Source organism: Pseudomonas sp. TE6283, from assembly GCF_054060555.1.
Genome location: NZ_JBSSDH010000006.1, coordinates 60285 through 78252, shown reverse-complemented (window position 1 = coordinate 78252; position 17968 = coordinate 60285). Strand labels below are relative to the sequence as shown.

Below are 17968 nucleotides of genomic sequence, written 5' to 3'. Positions count from 1 at the left end.
CGATGCGCCTGAAGTGCATCCGCCTGGCCGGGTTCAAGTCCTTCGTCGACCCGACCACGGTCAACTTTCCCAGCAACATGGCGGCCGTGGTCGGCCCCAATGGCTGCGGCAAGTCCAATATCATCGACGCGGTGCGCTGGGTGATGGGCGAAAGCTCGGCCAAGAACCTGCGTGGCGAGTCGATGACCGATGTCATCTTCAACGGCTCCACCAGCCGCAAGCCGGTCAGCCAGGCCAGCATCGAGCTGGTATTCGACAACAGCGACAACTCCCTGGTCGGTGAGTACGCCGCCTACGCCGAGATCTCGATCCGCCGCAAGGTCACCCGCGACGGGCAGAACACCTATTACCTCAACGGCACCAAGTGCCGGCGCCGTGATATCACCGATATCTTTCTCGGCACGGGCCTGGGGCCGCGCAGCTATTCGATCATCGAGCAGGGCATGATCTCCAAGCTGATCGAGGCCAAGCCCGAGGAGCTGCGCAACTTCATCGAGGAGGCGGCAGGCATCTCCAAGTACAAGGAGCGCCGCCGCGAGACCGAGAACCGCATCCGCCGCACCCAGGAGAACCTGGCGCGCCTGACCGACCTGCGCGAAGAGCTGGAACGCCAGCTCGAGCGCCTGCACCGCCAGGCCCAGGCCGCCGAGAAGTACCGCGAGTACAAGGCCGAGGAACGCCAGCTCAAGGCGCGCCTGGCGGCCCTGCGCTGGCGCGACCTGGACCAGCGGGTGCGCCAGCGCGAGACGGTCATCGGCGACCAGGAGATCGCCTTCGAGGCCCTTGTGGCCGAGCAGCGCAATGCCGATGCCAGCATCGAGCGCCTGCGCGACGGCCATCATGAGCTGTCCGAACGCTTCAACCAGGTGCAGGGCCGCTTTTATTCGGTGGCCGGCGATATCGCCCGGGTCGAGCAGAGCATCCAGCACGGCCAGCAGCGCCTGCGCCAGTTGCAGGACGACCTCAAGGAGGCCGAACGCAGCCGCCTGGAAACCGAATCGCACCTGGGGCACGACCGCACCTTGCTGGCGACCCTCGGTGAAGAGCTGGCGATGCTCGAGCCCGAGCAGGAGCTGACCCTGGCCTCGGCCGAAGAGGCCGCCGCGACCCTGGAGGAGGCCGAGCTGGGCATGCACGGCTGGCAGGAGCAGTGGGACAGCTTCAACACCCGTTCCGCCGAACCGCGCCGCCAGGCCGAAGTGCAGCAGGCGCGCCTGGCGCAGCTGGAGGCCAGCCTGGAGCGCCTGGCCGAGCGCCAGCGCAAGCTGGGTGAAGAGCGTGACCAGCTCGGCGAGGATACGCAGGATACCGAGACCAGCGACCTGGGCGAACAGCTGGCCGGCAGCGAGTTGCTGCTCGAAGACCTCCAGTTGCAGGAGCAACAGGTGGTCGAGCAACTGGAAACGTTGCGCGAACAGATGCAGCAGGCCAGCCAGGCGCAGCAACAGCAGCAGGGTGACCTGCAGCGCCTGGGCGGACGCCTGGCGTCCCTCGAAGCCTTGCAGCAGGCCGCACTGGAGCCGGGTGTAGGGGCCGCCGACTGGCTGCGCACCCAGGGCCTGGAGCAGTGCCCGCGGCTGGCCGAGGGGCTGCGGGTCGAGCCCGGCTGGGAGCTGGCGGTGGAAACGGTGCTGGGCGCCGACCTGCAGGCGGTGCTGCTGGATGACTTCAGCGGCCTGGAATTCGCCGCACTGGAACAGGGCGAACTGCGCCTGCTGATGGCGGGGGGAGAGGGCACGATCGTCGCCGGCAGCCTGCTCGACAAGGTCGAAGGAAGCGTCGACCTGTCGCCCTGGCTGGGCCAGGTCATGCCGGTGGACACCCTGGAACAGGCCCTGGCCCGGCGGGCCTCGCTGGGCGCCGGGCAGAGCCTGGTCAGCCGCGACGGCTATTGGGTCGGGCGGCATTTCCTGCGGGTCAGCCGAGGGGGCGAGGCCCAAGGTGGCGTGCTGGCCCGTGGCCAGGAGATCGAGCGCCTGGGCCGGGAGCAGTTGGAACAGGAGGCCTTGCTCGAGCAGCTCGATGAGCAGCTGCAACGCCTGCGCGAGCAGCAGCTCGATCTGGAAGAGCAGCGCGAGCAACTGCGCCGTCGCAGCCAGGACGAAAGCCGCCAGCATGGCGAGCTCAAGGCGCGCCTGTCCGCCGGCCGTGCCCGTGCCGAACAGCTGGAGCTGCGTCGCCGCCGCCTGCAGGAAGAACTGGCCGAGCTGCAGGAGCAGCGTGCCCTGGAGCATGAGCAACTGGGCGAGGCGCGCCTGTTGCTGCAGGAAGCCCTGGAACTGATGGCCCAGGATACCGAACAGCGCGAGCTGCTGATGGCGCGCCGCGACACCCTGCGCGAAGGCCTTGACCGCATCCGTCAGGAGGCCCGCCAGCACAAGGACCATGCCCACCAGCTGGCCGTGCGCCTGGGCTCGCTGCGCGCCCAGCACGACTCGACCCGCCAGGCGCTTGAACGCCTGGAGCAGCAGGCCGCGCGCTTGAGCGAGCGTCAGGAGCAGTTGAACCTGAACCTGGAGGAGGGCGAGGCACCGCTGGAAGAATTGCGCCTCAAGCTCGAGGAACTGCTGGAACGACGCATGAGCGTCGACGAGGAAATGCGTCAGGCGCGCCTGCACATGGATGAGGCCGATCGCGAGCTGCGCGATGCCGAGCGGCGCCGTACCCAGGCCGAGCAGCAGTCGCAACTGCTGCGCGGCCAGCTGGAGCAGCAGCGCCTGGAGTCCCAGGGGTTGGATGTGCGGCGCAAGACCTTGCAGGAACAATTGCTCGCCGACGGCTACGATCTTCAGGGCGTGCTCGCCACGCTCGAGGCCGACGCCAGCGAGCAGGGCACCGAGCAGGCCCTGGAGCAGCTCGAGGCGCGTATCCAGCGCCTGGGCGCGATCAACCTGGCGGCCATCGAGGAATACGAACAGCAGTCCGAACGCAAGCGTTACCTGGACGCCCAGGACGCCGACCTGGTCGAGGCGCTGGAGACCCTGGAAAACGTCATCCGCAAGATCGACAAGGAAACCCGCAACCGCTTCAAGGATACCTTTGATCAGATAAATGCTGGATTACAGGCACTTTTCCCAAAAGTTTTCGGTGGCGGCAGCGCTTATCTGGAACTGACGGGCGAAGATCTACTCGATACAGGGGTGACGATCATGGCGCGCCCGCCCGGCAAGAAGAACAGCACCATCCATCTGCTGTCCGGCGGCGAGAAGGCACTGACGGCCCTGGCCCTGGTGTTCGCCATCTTCAAGCTGAACCCAGCACCGTTCTGCATGCTCGACGAGGTCGATGCACCGCTGGACGATGCCAACGTCGGGCGGTATGCCCGCCTGGTCAAGGAAATGAGCGAGACCGTGCAGTTCATCTACATCACCCACAACAAGATCGCCATGGAAATGGCCGACCAGTTGATGGGGGTGACCATGCACGAGCCAGGCTGTTCACGTCTTGTAGCAGTTGATGTGGAAGAAGCTATGGCCATGGTCGATGCGTAAGGGGTAAAGAAAGGGTGTGAACATGTAGGCAAAAGCCTCAGCAGACGCGACAGACGGTGTAAAGTTGCCTTTGGTCGTGCTAGCTTAATGTCACTTGTTTTTTGCGTGGGTAAAACGCCTGTCAGAACATAGAGTTGGCGCCACGTGTTAAAGGCCTTTGAAGCCTTTGTTTTCAAGCATATTTTTTATAGAGGCACGGGATTACATGGAAATCGGTCTGCGCGAGTGGCTGATCGTCATCGGCATCATTGTCATCGCCGGTATTCTTTTCGACGGCTGGCGCCGCATGCGCGGCGGCAAGGGCAAGTTGAAGTTCCGTCTGGACCGTAGCTACGCCAACGCCCCGGACGACGACAGCGGCAGCGCCGAGGTGCTCGGCCCTGCGCGTGTGCTGGAAACCCACAAAGAGCCCGAGCTGGACGAGTCCGACCTGCCGTCGGTGAGCGCGCCTGCGCGCGAACGGGAGCGCGAGCGCGAACCCAGGCCGGCCAAGGCCAAGCGCGGCAAGCGCAACCACAGCGAGCCGCAGCAGGGTGACCTGAACCTGGCCGCCGAGCCTCGCGAGCCCGACCTGTTCGAGGGTGGCGACGACGATTTCGCCGCCGACAACACCCGCGCCAACGGCTTTACCGCGCCGAGCACGCCGGCCAAGGAGCTGCCACCGGCCGAGGAAGTGCTGGTGATCAGCGTCATTTCCCGTGACGAGAGTGGCTTCAAGGGTCCGGCACTGCTGCAGAACATCCTCGAAAGCGGCCTGCGCTTCGGCGAGATGGATATCTTCCACCGTCACGAGAGCATGGCTGGCCACGGTGAAGTGCTGTTCTCCATGGCCAACGCGGTCAAGCCCGGCGTGTTCGACCTGGACGACATCGACCACTTCAGTACCCGTGCGGTGAGCTTCTTCCTCGGGCTGCCCGGCCCGCGCCATCCCAAGCAGGCCTTCGACGTGATGGTGGCTGCCGCGCGCAAGCTGGCCCACGAGCTCAACGGTGAACTCAAGGACGACCAGCGCAGCGTGCTGACTGCCCAGACCATCGAGCACTATCGCCAGCGCATCGTCGAGTTCGAGCGCCGCGCCCTGACCCAGAAACGCTGATGTTTACGAGCGGGCGGATCCAGCCTCGATCCGCGCCGCACTGACACAAGCAAAAGAGCAGCCTGGGGCTGCTCTTTTGCTTTGCAAGAGAAGACGACACATGAACGCCGAATCCCGAATCCATGCCCTGCGCGCCGAACTCGACCAGCACAACTACCGCTACTACGTGCTCGACGAACCCAGCGTGCCCGATGCCGAATACGACCGCCTGTTCAACGAGCTCAAGGCGCTGGAGGCCGAGCACCCGCACCTGGTGACCCCGGACTCTCCGACCCAGCGCGTTGGTGGCGCGGCGTTGGCGGCGTTCAGCCAGGTCCGTCACGAAGTGCCCATGCTCAGCCTGGGCAACGCCTTCGAGGAAGACGACCTGCGCGATTTCGGTCGCCGTGTGGTGGAGGGGCTGGACCTGCCGGGCGGCGAACAGGCGGCGGTGGACTACAGCTGCGAGCCGAAGCTCGACGGCCTGGCGGTGAGCCTGCTGTACCGTGATGGCCAGCTGGTGCAGGGCGCCACCCGCGGCGACGGCACCACCGGCGAGGACATCAGCGCCAACGTGCGCACCGTGCGCAACATCCCGCTCAAGCTGCAGGGCGAGGGCTGGCCGGCGGTGCTGGAAGTGCGTGGCGAAGTGTACATGAGCAAGGCGGGTTTTGACCGGCTCAACGCCGCCCAGGCCGAAGCCGGCGGCAAGACTTTCGCCAACCCGCGCAACGCTGCGGCCGGCAGCCTGCGCCAACTGGACTCGAAGATCACCGCCAGCCGCCCGCTGGAGTTCTGTTGCTACGGTGTCGGCCAGGTGTCCGAGGCCTTTGGCGACAGCCATATCGGCATCCTCGAGAAACTCAAGACCTGGGGGCTGCCCATCAGCCGCGAGCTGCGCCATGCCGCCGGCATCGAGGAGTGCCTGGCCTACTACCGCGACATCGGCGCCCGCCGCAACGGCCTGCCCTACGAAATCGATGGCGTGGTGTTCAAGGTCAACAGCCTGGCCTCCCAGCGTGAACTGGGCTTCCGCGCCCGTGAGCCGCGCTGGGCGATCGCCCACAAGTTCCCGGCCATGGAGGAGCTCACCGAGGTGCTCGACGTCGAGTTCCAGGTCGGGCGCACCGGCGCGGTGACCCCGGTGGCGCGGCTCAAGCCGGTCAAGGTGGCCGGCGTGACGGTGTCCAACGCCACCCTGCACAACATGGATGAGATCGCCCGGCTGGGCCTGCGCATCGGCGACACGGTGATCATCCGCCGCGCCGGCGATGTGATCCCGCAGGTGATGCAGGTGGTGCTCGACCGCCGTCCGCAGGACGCCCGGCCGGTCGAGGTGCCCACGCAGTGCCCGGTGTGCGGCTCGCAGGTCGAGCGCACCCAGCTGGTCAAGCGCAGCAAGGGCAAGGAAACCACCAGCGAAGGCGCGGTGTACCGTTGCGTGGGGCGCCTGAGCTGCGCCGCCCAGCTCAAGCAGGCGATCATCCACTACGTGTCGCGTCGGGCCATGGACATCGACGGCCTGGGCGAGAAGAGCGTCGAGCAGTTGGTCGACGAGAACCTGATCCGCTCGCCGGCCGATCTCTACCACCTGACCTTCGACCAGGTGGTGGCGCTGGAAGGCTTTGCCGAGGTGTCGAGCAACAAGCTGCTGGCTGCCATCGAGGCGAGCAAGCGTCCGAGCCTGGCGCGCTTCATCTATGCGCTGGGCATCCCCGATGTCGGCGAGGAGACCGCCAAGGTCCTGGCCCGGTCCCTGGGCAGCCTGGCGCGAGTGCAGGTGGCGTTGCCGCAGGTACTGACCTACCTGCCGGACATCGGCCTGGAAGTTGCCCACGAGATCCACAACTTCTTCGAGGACGCGCACAACCGCGAAGTCATCGCGCAGTTGCTGGCCTGCGGCATGCAGTTGCAGGACGAGGGTGAGCTGGGCGCCGAGTTCGCTGCCAGCACCACGCTGGCCGGAATGCTGGCCAAGCTCGACATCCCCTCGGTCGGCCCGACCGGCGCCGAGAAGCTGGTAGACAAGTTGGGCACGCTGGACAAGATCATCGCCGCCGATGGCATCGACTTGCGCCAGGCCCTGAACACCAAGCAGGCCGAAGGTGTGCGCGAGTTCTTCAAGGTCGAGGCCAACCAGCAACTGGCCCGTGCCATCGAGGCCCAGTTGCTGGACTTCGGCATGCACTGGTCGTGCGAGAAGAAGTCCGCCGAGGGCTTGCCGCTGGCCGGGCAGACCTGGGTGCTGACCGGCACCCTGGAACGCATGAGCCGTGATATCGCCAAGGAGAAGCTGGAAAGCCTGGGGGCCAAGGTGGCGGGCTCCGTGTCCGGCAAGACCCACTGCGTGGTCGCCGGGCCCGGCGCCGGCTCCAAGCTGGCCAAGGCCGCCGAGCTGGGCGTTGAGGTGATGGACGAGGAGGCGTTCGTGGGCTTCCTGGCGGAGCGTGGTATCGGCGTCTGAACCCGCTTGCCTTTCGCGGGGCAAGCCCGCTCCCGCGGGTGATGAGGCGTGGGCGCGGGCTTGCCCCGCGATAGATTTTCCACAAGTCCTTGAGAAATGATGGCTTTTTCACGATCAAAGGTTGTAACTTCGCCCCGGCGCTGTACAATGGCGCGGCTCGTCAGCTGACGAGCCGTCGTGGTGGCCCCATCGGTCCCCCCGCATTGATTACCCGTTAACCTGGTCAGGCCCGGAAGGGAGCAGCCATAGCGGGAACATCGAGTGCCGGGGTGTGGCTGGTGGGGCCGCCTCCATTTTGGGCGCAGGAATTTTCCGGCGTACCTGTCAGGCGTCGTCCAGCAGACGCGTTTCTTTACACCCTCGCACTGTTTTCCGCCTGCACGATCCCGCGCAGCGCCTTATCATGCATCCCATCGTGTTGGCCATTCGGCCAGGAGATAACGACCGTGGAACATGTCGACGACCTCACCCGCCAGAAGATCCGCGAGTGGCAGCTGCGCCGCCTGGAAATCAAGGACCAGATGGCCGCCAGCCCCGAGCGTGTGCTGGAGCTGTCGCAGGTGCTCGACCAGATGGAAGAAGAGCACGAGCGCATCCTCGAGGCAGCGGTCGTGCCGGTGGCAGTAACGGCTGATGCGGCGGCCTTCGAGCTGCAGGTGCAGGTGTCGGCGCAGTCGGTGCGCGACTTGCGCAAGCTGCTGGAACTGGCGCTGCATGAGCTCGATGGCGTCCTCGAGGCACCGCGGGCGGGTGTCAGCTATCCCGGCGACATGTCGGGGTCGTTGGGGGCCTACCGCTTCGAACTGGTGGTGGGTCAGGCCGCTGAATCCGACAAACCTTGAGTGATCCCCGGACCCATACCGACATGCAGCCCGAACACTTCGACTTTTCCCATCCGGTGTACCTGCCGGTCAGCGCAGAGGTGTGCCAGGCCTTGCTGCAGGCCGAGGGCGCGCCTGCGCTTGACGCCCTGGGCGAGCCGGAGCTGGCGGCCGTACTGGTGATCCAGAACCTGGCCCAGGCACAGGGCCAGGTCGATGCGCGGGCGGCGGAAAAGGTGCTCGGCAAGCTGTTGGCATGGGCGGTCGATGGCGCGCACTCGCCTGGCGTGGGCTTGCTGTCCGAGGCCCGTCGGCTGTTCGATGCGCGCAAGCTCTATTTTGGTCTCGAGGTGATCAAGGGCTCCAAGCTGCGCCTGCTCGATGCCGAACAGGTTCGGGCGCGGGAGTACCTGCTGGCGGACGGCAAGTGGGATTTTGACTACCGTATCCGCCTGCACCACAGTGACAACCCGTTCAGCCAGCGGGTGACCACCGGCTTCGACAGCGAGCGTTGGCTGACCGTCGAGCAGGACAAGCTGCTCAAGGTCATCCAGGCCAACCTCGACGAGGACATCCATGTGCAGGGCTACGCCGGGATCGGCAAGAGCTACCTGCTCGGCGCGCTGATGGAATGCCTGCCCCGTGGCCGGGTGCTGGCCCTGGCGCGCACGCCGGCCAAGCTCGGTACCTTGCGTCGACGCATGGGGCTGGATGCCCAGGCCAAGGTCGGCATGACCTTTGGCCAGTTCGCCCGGGCCCTGCTCAAGGACACCCGGCCGGTTCCCGCCCGGACGGCGCAGCGCGGTCCCGGCAAGCGCCGGCTGGCCGAAGAGCTGGGGATCGTCGGGCTGCGCCAGTACGACGCCGAGCACGCCCTGGATATCTGCCTGGAAGTGCTGCGCAACTATTGCGAGTCGCGGGACTACAGCCTGTCCAGCCGCCACCTGCCGCATTTTCGCCAGGCGCTGTCCGGCCTCGATGCCCAGGTGCTGCTCGAGTACGCCAGCCGCCTGTGGCGTTACCTGGAGGCGCAGCCGACCTGGGGCGCGCAGACCGGGTTCGAGGCGTTGCTGCTGCTCAAGCGCGCCAGCCTGGGTGGCTGCAGCGTGCCCGCGCGTTTCAGCCACGTGATCATCGACGAGAGCCAGGACGTGCCGGCCTCGCTGCTGCAGGTTATCGAGCGTGGCCGCCAGGTGCTGATCACCCTGGGCGACGAGTACCAGAAGGCCTCCGGCGAGGTGGTCAGGCGCGAGCGTCAGGTGCGCCAGAAGGACATGGCCTTCGCCGTGCGCTCCGGGCCCAAGGTGGAACGGCTGATCAACCCGTTGATCGGTGTGCACTCGAAGAAGTCCAAGGTCGCGTTCGAGGCGGCGCGGCATGTCGATGTCGGCATCGAGCACTTCCCCGAAGGGTTCGTCCCGCCCGAGGGCTGCGTGGTGCTGACCGCCTCGCGCTGGGACACGATGCGCTGGGCCATGGAGATGGCCGAGTCCAACTGCCTGCTGAACTTCCCCGACTGGCCTGACATGCGACGGTTCATGGTCACCGCGATTGGCCTGTTCAGGGCGGCGTTCTATGCACCGGGACAGGACGCCGAAGGGCCGCATGCGTACTTCGCGCACCTGCTCGACTGGCAGCAGGTGCGCGAGTCCGAGCGTTTCGATGCCGCGTTCCAGTGGGTCGAGGCGCGGCTGGAGGCGGGTTTCAAGCTTGCCGACCTGACCGGCCTGGACGCGCGGGTCGCCGCGCAGCCTGCCAGCCTCACGCTGTTGATGGCCGAGGAGGCCGGTGGGCTGGAGTTCGATCAGGTGCTGTTGACGCCGGAGCTGATGACCACCCAGCGCTTCAAGGACGCCTACGCCTTCGATGCGCGGATCTGCGCGGTGTACATCGCCCTGTCGCGGGCGCGTCGGCAGTTGTACCTGCCCTATGACGTGGAAGAGTGGATCAACTACCACAAGGGCCAGCCGTTCCGCGAGTTGCACGGCTACTGAGCCCGCTGTCGTACTTTGGTCTGGCGGGCCTTATCGCGGGACAGGGCGACTCCCACGCTTGCCCTTGCTGGCCGACACTTGCATCAGCCGCCGAAAGGTCGGGCATTGCAGGTGGTTCTCCTCGGGGCACACTGCCGCATGCCGCAGCCCTTTGCTCATCGCCTGCAGGCGCTTGATCCTCCGCTCGATCTCATCGGCCTTGGCCAGCAGCAGCGCTCGGTCAACCCGTTGCTCATCCAGCATCGCCGCCACTTCGTCCAGGGAAAAGCCTGCCGCCTGGCCCAGGGCGATCAGGGCCAGGCGTTCTGGCGTATCCGCCGGGAATTGCCGCCGTTGGCCATGGCCGGCGAGCGATGTGAGCAAGCCCTTGTTCGCGTAGTAACGCAAGGTCGACGCCGGCACTCCGGTGCGCCTGGCGACATCGGCGATGTCCATCTTAGCTCCCTTGACTTGAAGTTGACTTCAACTTGCATGCTGCTTGGCATCGACCTTTCCGTCAATCTGCCAAGGGCTTTCGTCATGAGCGCTTCTTCTCTCGCATTTTCCATTTTGCTTATCGGCATCGGCGCTACCCTGGTCATGGACCTGTGGACCCTGCTGCTCAGGCGCCTGGGCGTCACCACGCTGAACTACGCGATGGTCGGGCGCTGGGCGGGCCACCTGTTCGCGGGGCGCTGGCGGCATGTGGCGATCGGCAAGGCAGCGCCGGTCAGGGGTGAACTGGCATGGGGCTGGTTGCTCCACTATGCCACGGGGCTGGTGTTTGCGGCGCTGCTGGTGGCAATTGCCGGGGAGGGGTGGTTGCTGGCGCCGTTCCTGTGGCCCGCGTTGCTGTTCGGGGTGGTCTCGGTGCTGGTGCCGCTGGTGGTGGTGCAGCCTGCATTGGGTGCAGGGTACTTCGCTGCGAATACGCCATCGCCCTTGAAGAGTTGTCTGCGCAGCCTGGTGACGCATTGCGTGTTCGGGATCGGCCTCTACCTGGCGGCGCTGGGTGTCGTGGCAGCAGGTATTTGAGGCCCTTCGTCATCGGCGAACCGGCGGGTCTGGCGATCATCGGTATACCGCTCGACGATTCGCTGCATCTCCCCGGACTCCTTGATCCGCACCAGCGCCCTGAGCACACCTTGGGTCGGCAGTTGGGGATCGTTGCGCACCATGCAGCCCAGCGCTTGCTCTTCCAGCACGGCCAAGGCTTGCAGGCGCTGCCCCGGTGGCAGTGAGCGGTTGTACCACTGCAATGACAGCTGGTTGCTGATCGCGTGACGAAAGCGTCCGGCCTCGAGCTTCTGCAGGGCCAGTAGCTGGTTGCGGCTGTCCTCTCGCTGCAGGCGGCCCTGGCTGAACAGGGGCTCCAGGGTGGGATAGGTGTAGCCGAGCACGGTGCCGATGGCTTGCGGCGGCAGCGTTTCCGGGCGGGTGGGGCCGCTGTGGCCGGGGCGGCCGATCAGCAGGTCGCGCTGCTCGATGATGGGGATGCTCCACAGGTAGTCGCCCGGCCGGTCGGTCAGCCACTGGGTGGAGACATAGCAGCGCACGTCGATTTCGCCGGCCTGCATCGCCTCCTGCAGGCGCAGGCGGGCCATCACGTGGTATTGCGGGCGGGCATCGGTCTCCCGGGCAATGGCCTGCATCAGCTCGAACAGGATGCCTTCCACCGGTTGCTGGTCTTCGGTGCGCATCAACGGCATGCTCCAGCTCTCGGCGACGGAAAAGCGCAGCACCGGCGGTTGCGCCAGGCCGTGGGTGGTCCACAGTAACAGGATGGCCAGGACTCGCCGCACGCCTCATCCTCCCTGATCTGCCGCTGGTGTGCCCGCCAATGAGCTTAGACGAGATCGGCAGGGTGCAATTTCGGCCCCGCTCCGCTAGCATTAGCGCTCTTTCCGCCCGCTCCGGTCACGATGGTTTTTTGATGAGTTATCAGGTTCTTGCACGTAAATGGCGTCCGCGCTCGTTCCGCGAAATGGTCGGCCAGACCCATGTGCTCAAGGCTTTGATCAACGCCCTGGACAACCAGCGCCTGCACCACGCCTACCTGTTCACCGGTACCCGGGGCGTGGGCAAGACCACCATCGCGCGGATCATCGCCAAGTGCCTGAACTGTGAGACCGGCATCACCTCCACGCCGTGCGGCACCTGTTCGGTGTGCAGGGAGATCGACGAAGGCCGTTTCGTTGACCTGATCGAGATCGACGCCGCCAGTCGCACCAAGGTCGAGGACACCCGCGAACTGCTCGACAACGTGCAGTACGCGCCGAGCCGCGGGCGCTTCAAGGTCTACCTGATCGACGAAGTGCACATGCTCTCCACCCACTCGTTCAACGCCTTGTTGAAGACGCTGGAAGAGCCGCCGCCCTACGTCAAGTTCATCCTCGCCACCACCGACCCGCAAAAGCTGCCGGCGACCATCCTGTCGCGCTGCCTGCAGTTCTCGCTGAAGAACATGAGCCCGGAACGGGTGGTCGAGCACCTGACCCATGTGCTGGGCGCCGAGAACGTGCCGTTCGAGGAAGATGCCCTGTGGCTGCTCGGCCGCGCCGCCGATGGCTCGATGCGCGATGCCATGAGCCTGACCGACCAGGCTATCGCCTTTGGCGAAGGCAAGGTGCTGGCCGCCGATGTGCGGGCGATGCTCGGTACGCTCGACCATGGCCAGGTGTACGGGGTGCTGCAGGCGTTGCTCGAAGGCGATGCCCGGGCATTGCTGGAGGCGGTGCGCGATCTGGCCGAACAAGGGCCGGACTGGAACGGCGTGCTGTCGGAAATGCTCAATGTGTTGCACCGGGTGGCCATCGCCCAGGCGTTGCCCGAGGCGGTCGACAACGGCCAGGGCGACCGTGAGCGCGTGCTGGCGCTGGCCCAGGCCCTGCCGGCCGAGGATGTGCAGTTCTATTACCAGATGGGCCTGATCGGTCGTCGCGACCTGCCGCTGGCGCCGGATCCGCGTGGCGGCTTCGAGATGGTCCTGCTGCGCATGCTGGCGTTCCGACCGGCCGACGCCGACGATGCGCCGAAGCCGCTACTAAAGCCGGTGGGGATCAGCCAGGCCACAGCTGATCCGGCCCAACCGGTGGCAGCGGCGGCTGTGGCCGTGGCGCCGCCCGCTGCCGCCAGCCCTGTCGCTGAAGCGGTCGCGTCGGTGCCCGTGGCTGAGCCACCCGAGCAGCCCGAGCCGCCAGTCGTCGAAGTGCCGGTCGTTGCCGAGGTTGTCGAGGCGCCGCAATCGGAACCAGAGCCCGAGCCACAGCCGCAGCCCGTCGAGGAGGTCATCGACCTGCCGTGGGAGGAGCCCGTTGCCGCGCCGGCGCCGGTTGCACCCGGGCAGCCGCCCGAGCCTGCACCTGCGGTCGAAGCCGCCAACCCGCAGCCGGACTACGACGAGCCGCCGTTCGATCCGTCGGCCTACAGCCCAGCGGGCATGGAGCGGGACGACGAGCCGCCGGCGGACGAGGACTACTACACGCCCGACAGCGACCCGGCCGGCTTCAGCTACCTGGACGAGCTGGCCGAGCACGTGCAGGAAGAGGCGCCCGTCCAGGCGCCGGAGCCGCTGCCGGCGGCCATGCCGGCGACCGGGCTGGCCCTGCAATGGCTGGAATTATTCCCACAGTTGCCTGTCTCCGGTATGACAGGCAACATCGCCGCAAACTGTACGCTGATCGCCGCTGATGGCGATGACTGGCTGCTGCACCTGGACCCGGGGCAGGGCGCGCTGTTCAACTCGACCCAGCAGCGCCGGCTGAACGAGGCGCTCAACCAACAGCTGGGCCGCGAGATCCGCCTGAAGATCGAGTTGATTCGCCCCGAGCAGGAAACGCCGGCCCAGGCCGCCTCGCGCAAGCGCGCCGAGCGCCAGCATGACGCCGTCGTATCGATCGAGCAGGATCCGCTCATCCAGCAGATGATCCGGCAGTTCGGCGCGACGGTCAGGCAGGATACTATTGAGCCTGTAGACGCCCTGGCCAGCCAGGGCCAATGAACGGATAACCATGCGGCCCGCCTGTGCGGGGCCGCATCACATGACCCAATCGAGGTATACCCCCATGATGAAAGGTGGCATGGCCGGCCTGATGAAGCAGGCCCAGCAGATGCAGGAAAAGATGCAGAAGATGCAGGAAGAGCTGGCCAACGCGGAAGTCACCGGCCAGTCCGGCGGCGGCCTGGTCAGCGTGGTGATGACCGGTCGCCACGACGTCAAGCGCGTCAGCATCGACCAGAGCCTGATGTCGACCGACGAGGACGACAAGGAAGTGCTCGAGGACCTGATCGCCGCCGCGCTGAACGACGCCGTGCGCAAGATCGAGCAGAACAGCCAGGACAAGATGGGCAGCATGACCGCCGGCATGCAACTGCCGCCTGGTTTCAAGATGCCGTTCTGATCGGCTGATCGCTTCACACCGGGGAGCAACGACCTGCGGGACGTTGCTCCCTTGTTCATTGTGTTTCCTGAAATTGGACGGCCCGCCGAGATGAGCTTCAGCCCCTTGATCCGCCAACTGATCGACGCCCTGCGCATCCTGCCCGGCGTTGGCCAGAAAACCGCCCAGCGCATGGCCTTGCAGCTGCTCGAGCGCGACCGCAGCGGTGGCACGCGCCTGGCCCAGGCCCTGAGCCAGGCCATGGAAGGCGTCGGCCACTGCCGCCAGTGCCGGACCCTGACCGAGCAGGAGCTGTGCCCGCAGTGCGCCGATCCGCGCCGCGACGACAGCCAGCTGTGCGTGGTGGAAGGGCCAATGGACGTGTACGCGGTGGAGCAGACCGGTTATCGCGGCCGCTACTTCGTGCTCAAGGGGCACCTGTCGCCGCTCGATGGCCTGGGGCCGGAGGCGATAGGCATTCCGCAGTTGATGGCGCGGATCGAAGAGCAGGGCACCTTCAGCGAGGTGATCCTGGCCACCAACCCCACGGTGGAAGGGGAGGCGACTGCCCACTACATCGCCCAGCTGCTGGCCGAGAAGGGCCTGGCCGCCACGCGCATTGCCCATGGCGTGCCGTTGGGTGGGGAGCTGGAGCTGGTGGACGGCGGGACGCTGGCCCATGCTTTCGCGGGGCGCAGGCCGATTTCGCTGTAAGTCCATGTAAAGCATCGCGGGGCAAGTCGCATCGGCGCACCGCCGCTCCCACGCCGATCCGTGTCGATCTCGTGGGAGCGACGGTGCGCCGATGCGACTTGCCCCGCGATCGTTCTGGACGCGAACTCAGTATTCGCTAAGGGAAAACTCGGTAAGGCAGAAGGTCGGCACCCCGGCCGCCTGCAGGCGGCGTGAACCTTCCAGTTCCGGCAGGTCGATGATCGCCGCCGCCTCGAACACCTGGGCACCGGTGCGGCGCACCAGGTTGGCTGCGGCCAGCAGGGTGCCGCCGGTGGCGATCAGGTCATCGAAGATCAATACCGAGTCGCCTTCACAGAGGCTGTCGGCATGCACTTCCAGGAAGGCCTCGCCGTATTCGGTCTGGTAACCCTCGCTCAACACGTCGGCCGGCAGCTTGCCCTGCTTGCGGAACAGGATCAGCGGCTTGTTCAACTGGTGGGCGATGATCGAGCCGATCAGGAAACCCCGCGCGTCCATGGCACCGATATGGCTGAACTCGGCCTCGACATAGCGCTCGATGAACTGGTCGGCGACATAGCGCAGTCCGCGCGGCGACTGGAACAGCGGGGTAATGTCGCGGAAGATCACGCCCGGCTTGGGAAAGTCCACTACCGGGCGGATCAGGGCTTTGAGGTCGAAGGTGTCGCTGTGCATGGGCGGGTATCCTGGAAAAACTCGGCGCCAGTATACCCTGTTCACGCGGCGATCAGGCTTCGAGCGCACCACCGGCCAGCGCGCACAGCTGGATCGGGTCGAGGATGTGCACTTCCTTGCCCTCGGCCTTGAGCAGGCCGTTCTGCTGGAAGCGGGTGAACACCCGCGACACGGTTTCCACCGCCAGGCCCAGGTAGTTGCCAATCTCGTTGCGCGACATGCTCAGGCGGAACTGGTTGGCCGAGTAGCCGCGGGCGCGGAAGCGCGCCGACAGGTTGACCAGGAAGGTGGCGATGCGCTCGTCGGCGGTCTTCTTCGACAGCAGCAGCATCATCTGCTGGTCGTCGCGGATCTCGCGGCTCATCACCCGCATCAGCTGGCGGCGCAGCTGCGGCAGTTGCACCGACAGTTCGTCGAGGCGCTCGAAGGGGATCTCGCACACCGAGGTGGTTTCCTGGGCCTGGGCCGACACCGGATAGGCTTCGGTGTCCATGCCCGACAGGCCGACCAGCTCGCTGGGCAGGTGGAAGCCGGTGATCTGTTCCTCGCCGGCATCGCTGAGGCTGAAGGTTTTCAGGGCGCCAGAGCGGACCGCATAGACCGAGCCGAAATTGTCACCCTGGCGGAACAGGAACTCGCCTTTCTTCAACGGGCGACCGCGTTTGACGATTTCATCCAGTGCATCCATGTCTTCCAGGTTCAGGGACAGGGGCAGGCACAGGGGGGCCAGGCTGCAATCCTTGCAGTGGGCCTGGTTGTGTGGGCGCAGTTTTACTGGCTCGGACATTTCTTTCGATCCTTGTGGGAAAGCACACATAAGCCGTAAGGATAACCTGTGGCATGGGCTGTAGGCCAGTGTGCGCATTTTTGGTGCACGCTAGCGGCGGCAGGGAAGGGGTGTTCCGCTACCGTTCAACTATCCATAGTGTGCCTCGAAAGGCGGGCTGTCCATGTGGTGAAACGCCTCAATCGCCTCAGATCACCCGGGAGAAACGCTGGCGATTCTGCTGCGCGAGGTAGGCGTCGAACACCATGCATACCGAGCGCGCCAGCAGGCGGCCGGCTGGCAGGATGCGGATGCCCTTGGCGTCCAGGTTGATCAGGCCGTCGCGCTGCATGGCCTGCAGCTGCGGCCACAGCTCTTTGAAATAGCCGCGAAAATCGATGGTGAAGGCCTGCTCGATCGCCTCGAAATCCAGTTCGAAGTGGCAGATCAGTTGCTGGATCACCGCCCGGCGCAGGCGGTCGTCCTGGTTGCACAAAAGGCCGCGCTGGGTCGCCAGCTGGGCGGTGGAAAGGGTGTCCTGGTAGGTGTTGAGGTCGCTGCTGTTCTGGCAGTACAGGTCGCCGATCTGGCTGATTGCCGACACGCCCAGGCCGATCAGGTCGCAGTGGCCGTGGGTGGTGTAGCCCTGGAAGTTGCGCTGCAGGGTGCCTTCCTCCTGGGCGATGGCCAGCTCGTCGTCGGGCAGGGCGAAGTGATCCATGCCGATGTAGCGGTAGCCGGCGGCAGTCAGTTGGTCGATGGTGGCGTGGAGCATTTCCAGCTTGGTCGCCGGTGCCGGCAGGTCGGCGCTGTCGATGCGCCGCTGGGGCATGAAGCGCTCGGGCAGGTGTGCGTAGTTGAATACCGACAGACGGTCGGGCTGCAGGCGGATCACTTCCTCGACGGTGCGGGCGAAGCCTTCCGGGGTCTGCTTGGGCAGGCCGTAGATCAGGTCGAGGTTGATCGAGCGGAACTGCAGGGTGCGCGCCGCCTCGATCAGGGTGCGGGTCTGCTCCAGGCTCTGCAGGCGGTTGACCGCGCGTTGCACGGCCGGATCGAGGTCCTGCACGCCGAGGCTGACGCGGTTGAAGCCCAGCTCGCGCAGCAGGCCCATGGTCGACCAGTCGGCCTCGCGGGGGTCGATCTCGATGCCGTAGTCGCCGGAGTCGTCGTCCAGCAGGTGGAAGTGCTGGCGCAGGGTGGCCATCAGCTGGCGCAGTTCCACATGGCTGAGGAAAGTCGGCGTGCCGCCGCCGAAGTGCAGCTGCTCGACCACCTGTTTCGGGTCGAGGTGGCAGGCGACCAGTTGGATCTCCTGCTCCAGGCGCTGCAGGTAGGGCGCGGCGCGGCCACGATCCTTGGTGATGACTTTGTTGCAGGCGCAGTAGTAGCAGATGTTGGCGCAGAACGGCACGTGCACGTAGAGCGACAGCGGGCGCGTGGCGCGGCGGCTTTCGCGCAGGGCGTGAAGCAGGTCGAACGAGCCCACTTCGCCGTGCAGCTGCACGGCGGTCGGATAGGAGGTGTAGCGTGGCCCGGCCAGATCGTAGCGACGAATCAGGTCGGCGTCCCAGCGTAGGTCGTCGAGCATGTGGGTGGTCCCCGGATAG

Annotated in this window: 14 protein-coding genes and 1 other RNA gene; 10 read left to right on the top strand and 5 right to left on the bottom strand. The window is 65.9% G+C overall.

Annotation, left to right across the window (positions count from 1 at the left end; all coding sequences use genetic code 11):
- The first annotated feature begins 2 nt into the window (after positions 1-2).
- From smc to ACVWZ5_RS10690, 6 genes are all read left to right on the top strand, one after another.
- Positions 3-3491: a chromosome segregation protein SMC gene (gene smc / locus ACVWZ5_RS10715; protein ID WP_062574695.1), complete on the top strand. Its 3489-nt coding sequence runs from the start codon at positions 3-5 to the stop codon at positions 3489-3491.
- Positions 3492-3696: 205 nt separating this feature from the next.
- Positions 3697-4587, top strand: a complete 891-nt coding sequence (gene zipA / locus ACVWZ5_RS10710) for a cell division protein ZipA (protein ID WP_084942227.1) — start codon at positions 3697-3699, stop codon at positions 4585-4587.
- 100 nt (positions 4588-4687) lie between these two features.
- Complete coding sequence (gene ligA, locus ACVWZ5_RS10705; protein WP_062574693.1) at positions 4688-7030, top strand: NAD-dependent DNA ligase LigA; 2343 nt, start codon at positions 4688-4690, stop codon at positions 7028-7030.
- A 187-nt stretch (positions 7031-7217) separates the two neighbouring features.
- Positions 7218-7314, top strand: an RNA gene (ffs, locus tag ACVWZ5_RS10700) — signal recognition particle sRNA small type.
- A gap of 162 nt (positions 7315-7476) precedes the next feature.
- Complete coding sequence (locus ACVWZ5_RS10695) at positions 7477-7872, top strand: hypothetical protein (protein WP_062574692.1); 396 nt, start codon at positions 7477-7479, stop codon at positions 7870-7872.
- A gap of 23 nt (positions 7873-7895) precedes the next feature.
- Positions 7896-9845, top strand: coding sequence for a hypothetical protein (locus tag ACVWZ5_RS10690; RefSeq protein WP_062574691.1), 1950 nt, complete (start codon positions 7896-7898; stop codon positions 9843-9845).
- Positions 9846-9875: 30 nt separating this feature from the next.
- Here the strand turns inward: ACVWZ5_RS10690 and ACVWZ5_RS10685 are convergent, their stop codons facing one another.
- A complete protein-coding gene (locus tag ACVWZ5_RS10685) occupies positions 9876-10280 on the bottom strand; it encodes a helix-turn-helix domain-containing protein (RefSeq protein WP_062574690.1) in 405 nt (134 codons plus the stop codon).
- Positions 10281-10364: 84 nt separating this feature from the next.
- Here ACVWZ5_RS10685 and ACVWZ5_RS10680 point away from each other — a divergent pair, with 84 nt between their 5' ends.
- A complete protein-coding gene (locus tag ACVWZ5_RS10680; protein ID WP_062575757.1) occupies positions 10365-10859 on the top strand; it encodes a DUF2938 family protein in 495 nt (164 codons plus the stop codon).
- Here the strand turns inward: ACVWZ5_RS10680 and ACVWZ5_RS10675 are convergent.
- A complete protein-coding gene (locus ACVWZ5_RS10675) occupies positions 10820-11626 on the bottom strand; it encodes a substrate-binding periplasmic protein (RefSeq protein WP_084942225.1) in 807 nt (268 codons plus the stop codon). The two genes, ACVWZ5_RS10680 and ACVWZ5_RS10675, sit on opposite strands and share 40 nt — an antisense overlap.
- A 131-nt stretch (positions 11627-11757) precedes the next feature.
- Here ACVWZ5_RS10675 and dnaX point away from each other — a divergent pair, with 131 nt between their 5' ends.
- From dnaX to recR, 3 genes are all read left to right on the top strand, one after another.
- Positions 11758-13824 (top strand): DNA polymerase III subunit gamma/tau, encoded by a 2067-nt coding sequence (gene dnaX, locus ACVWZ5_RS10670; RefSeq protein WP_062574688.1) that lies wholly within the window; start codon positions 11758-11760, stop codon positions 13822-13824.
- Between the two features lie 64 nt (positions 13825-13888).
- Positions 13889-14224, top strand: coding sequence for a YbaB/EbfC family nucleoid-associated protein (locus ACVWZ5_RS10665; protein ID WP_028692865.1), 336 nt, complete (start codon positions 13889-13891; stop codon positions 14222-14224).
- A gap of 90 nt (positions 14225-14314) precedes the next feature.
- Positions 14315-14917, top strand: coding sequence for a recombination mediator RecR (gene recR / locus ACVWZ5_RS10660; RefSeq protein ID WP_028692866.1), 603 nt, complete (start codon positions 14315-14317; stop codon positions 14915-14917).
- A gap of 126 nt (positions 14918-15043) precedes the next feature.
- Here recR and ACVWZ5_RS10655 read toward each other — a convergent pair whose 3' ends face one another.
- The 3 genes from ACVWZ5_RS10655 to hemN all read right to left on the bottom strand — a co-directional run bounded on the left by ACVWZ5_RS10655 (position 15044) and on the right by hemN (position 17949).
- On the bottom strand, positions 15044-15592 hold the full coding sequence (locus ACVWZ5_RS10655) for an adenine phosphoribosyltransferase (RefSeq protein ID WP_028692867.1): 549 nt from the start codon (positions 15590-15592) through the stop codon (positions 15044-15046).
- A gap of 52 nt (positions 15593-15644) precedes the next feature.
- Positions 15645-16379 carry a Crp/Fnr family transcriptional regulator FnrA gene (gene fnrA, locus ACVWZ5_RS10650; RefSeq protein WP_011533044.1) on the bottom strand — a complete coding sequence of 245 codons (735 nt, stop codon included), beginning with the start codon at positions 16377-16379 and terminating at the stop codon, positions 15645-15647.
- A 187-nt stretch (positions 16380-16566) separates the two neighbouring features.
- On the bottom strand, positions 16567-17949 hold the full coding sequence (gene hemN / locus ACVWZ5_RS10645; protein WP_457340598.1) for an oxygen-independent coproporphyrinogen III oxidase: 1383 nt from the start codon (positions 17947-17949) through the stop codon (positions 16567-16569).
- Positions 17950-17968: the final 19 nt, after the last annotated feature.